1 protein-coding gene and 2 pseudogenes are annotated in these 2,688 nt (G+C 64.8%); 1 reads left to right on the forward strand and 2 read right to left on the reverse strand.

The features are described 5' to 3' along the window. Positions 1–81 precede the first annotated feature (81 nt). Positions 82–207, reverse strand: a pseudogene (locus AB0M26_RS31745) (IS5/IS1182 family transposase); the annotation flags it as partial. Positions 208–606: 399 nt separating this feature from the next. Beyond that, positions 607–1,965 carry an MFS transporter gene (locus tag AB0M26_RS31750; RefSeq protein WP_365266468.1) on the reverse strand — a complete coding sequence of 453 codons (1,359 nt, stop codon included), beginning with the start codon at positions 1,963–1,965 and terminating at the stop codon, positions 607–609. 242 nt (positions 1,966–2,207) lie between these two features. On the opposite strand from AB0M26_RS31750, the pseudogene AB0M26_RS31755 reads away from it, so the two are divergent. Next, positions 2,208–2,397, forward strand: a pseudogene (locus AB0M26_RS31755) (IS256 family transposase); the annotation flags it as partial. Positions 2,398–2,688: the final 291 nt, after the last annotated feature.

A 2,688-nucleotide genomic window follows, 5' to 3' on the forward strand; every position in this document is an offset into this window, starting at 1 on the left:
CCGGTGGCCGTTCGTCTATGCGGGCACCATCCCGATGCCGGAGCAAACCCCCGGATCAGGTCGAACCCGTACACCACTTCCCTGGACGCAACCCCACCGGCGACACCGCACCAGTGCCACCAGCCTGGCGAACTGCACCTCGGTCAGACCCGCGAACGGCTCGATCCACTTCGGATCATCTGCTGAGATCACCCCACCCGTGACCAGCCAACGCACCAACCGCTCCACCGGTTACGGGACAACCTTTAGGCACGCATAGGACAGAAGACGGGTCACGCACGCGGTACCTGGTAGGAGTCCGAAGAGAGCGATGGTTGAGAGGCTCTGAACAGCCTCCTGAAACGCTCCTCGTCACCCGCCCACACCCATACCGCAGAGGACCACAGAAATTGACAATTACTCCCGAGGGCTTCTCCTTGAGAAGGCAGACAGGGCCTGCCGGTCGCCCGTGACCTCGAACAGATCGAGGGGGCCGACGAGCGTGTCTGCCTGTTGCCGCTGCTCCTCGTGCTGGACGGTCGCTGCCCGAGCCCCGCACCCGCTCCCGGCAGAGGTGGCCCGGCGGGAGAACACCGCCGCGCAGCCCAGCGGGCGGGCCTGGCTGTGTCAGCCACGCTCCAGGTCGGCTTGAGTCGTGGGCGTTTGAGATCGAGGCAACAAGACAGCCGAAAACAGTAGTGTCCCTCCCAAGAGACTGCTCGCCAGCATGAACCCCGCCTGTGACGCCGGGACGCTAACGATGCCGGTCGCATCGACACTGTCATCGTTGACGGCCAGCACCACCGCTCCACCCATCGCCAGCCCGAAAGCCCCGCCCAACTGGCGCAGCATCTGCCGCAGAACGGACGCCTCAGCCGTCCTATCCCGGGGCACCACGCTCATCAGTTCCGCACTCAGGGCGGGAATCGGCATGCCCAGCCCCAGGCCCGCCAGAGCCATCCCGGGAATCTGCCAGAGGTAGTCGGGTACTGGCAGCGCGGCCGTCCACGCGGCCGCGCCGAGCGTGGCAGCCATCAGCCCGGACAGCGTAGGCACCCGCACCGACCGGAAGAGGTCCATCAGGTACCCGGAAGCGAACGTCCCTACCGTGAGAGAAAGCACCAAGGGCAGCAAGCAGAGGCCCGAAGCAAGCACTGATAGATCCAAGGCCTGCCGCAGGAAAACCGTACCGTGCACGAGAACGATCATTTGCGCGGCCTGCACCAGAAAGGTAAGCGTCACCGCCACCGCATACCGACGGATGGTCAGCAGCCTCAGATCCACCACCGGATGCCGGGACTGCAGAGTCAGCCGCACAGCGAACACCAACGCTACCGTGCCCGTCACGAGGGCCGAAAGCGACCTTACGTCTGAAAACCCCCAGAGCCCCCACCCGTACAACCCCAGGACCAGCATGGCCAAGGAGAACGCGGTGATCAGGACGGGCACCACGGCGAGTGGCCCACCCGCCGCCCCGGTTTTCATGTGTGCCCTAGCGGCCAACCAGAGGATCACACCGCTAAGGGGAAAGTTGACGAGGAAGACCGCGCGCCATCCGAGAGACTGGGTCAGGGCCGCCCCGACGACCGGGCCGAGCACGAAGAAGATTTGCGCCAGACCTGCATAGATCGCCAACGCCCTGCCGCGTTCCTGCTCCCCGTACAAGTCTGTGATCATCGTGGTCGCCACCGGAAGCATCAGCGCCGCCCCGGCACCCTGTACACAGCGCGCCGTGAGGATGAACGCCTCTGCTCCGCCGCCAACCGGTGCGAGTCCGCAGCTCGCGGATGCGACGGCGAAGGTCACAACCCCGCATTGGAAGGTGCGGACAATGCCGATCCTGCGGGCCAGCATGCCGCCGACGGGCGTGAGCGACGATAGCGACAACACATAGACCAGCACAACACTGTGCATTGTGAACGTCGTTAGATGCAAACTATGCGCCATCGGGTCGAGAGCAATCGCGACAACAGTCTGGTCCAGCATGACCGCCCCTCCCGCGCCCCCCATGGCGGCAAGGACAAATGGCCTGCGTGGCGGGGGAGACCACCCCTCAAGTGACGACTCGTTGGCATGCGACACCACCGTCCAACGACCACAGCGCTGCTATGTAACGCACCGAGGAACGCGCCCTGGCTGGGACTGTAAATCGTTCGGCGTAACCCCCGATTATGGAAGATGCATCGATGAGCAGTGAGAACGCGACCGAGCACGAGGCTGTCGAGCCGATGGCGGCTGTGGCGGCGGAGGCCGTGGGCCTGCAACTGTCCGGCGAGGGCGGGCTGCTGCAGCAACTGACCCTGCGGCTGCTGGGGTCCGCCCTCGAGGCCGAGATCACCGACCACCTCGGCTATGACAAACACGATCCGGCTGGCAACTCCGGCTGGCAACAATGGCGGTAATTTCCGAAACGGCAAACGCGGCAAGCACCTCGACCTACTTGATCACCGACCAGCCCACCCAGCAGCCGCCACCGAAAGAACCCGCCCGGAAGGCACCACAGCCGGTGCCGCCGCCAGCGCCCCCGGCCCTGCCCAACCGCGGCGGAAACAGCAGCTCACAGCCAGAGTGGGATTTTCCATCTCTGGAAAAACCAGCGCTGGAAAATCCACTGCCTAACCTCGCCGTTTCGGTTGGGGTGATGAGGCGTCGTTGAGGGGGGAACTGTCGGGTGGCCGACAGGATTTCGGTGTTCGGACATGGTGGAGA

This window comes from Streptomyces sp. NPDC051776, from assembly GCF_040681345.1.
GTDB lineage: Bacteria > Actinomycetota > Actinomycetes > Streptomycetales > Streptomycetaceae > Streptomyces.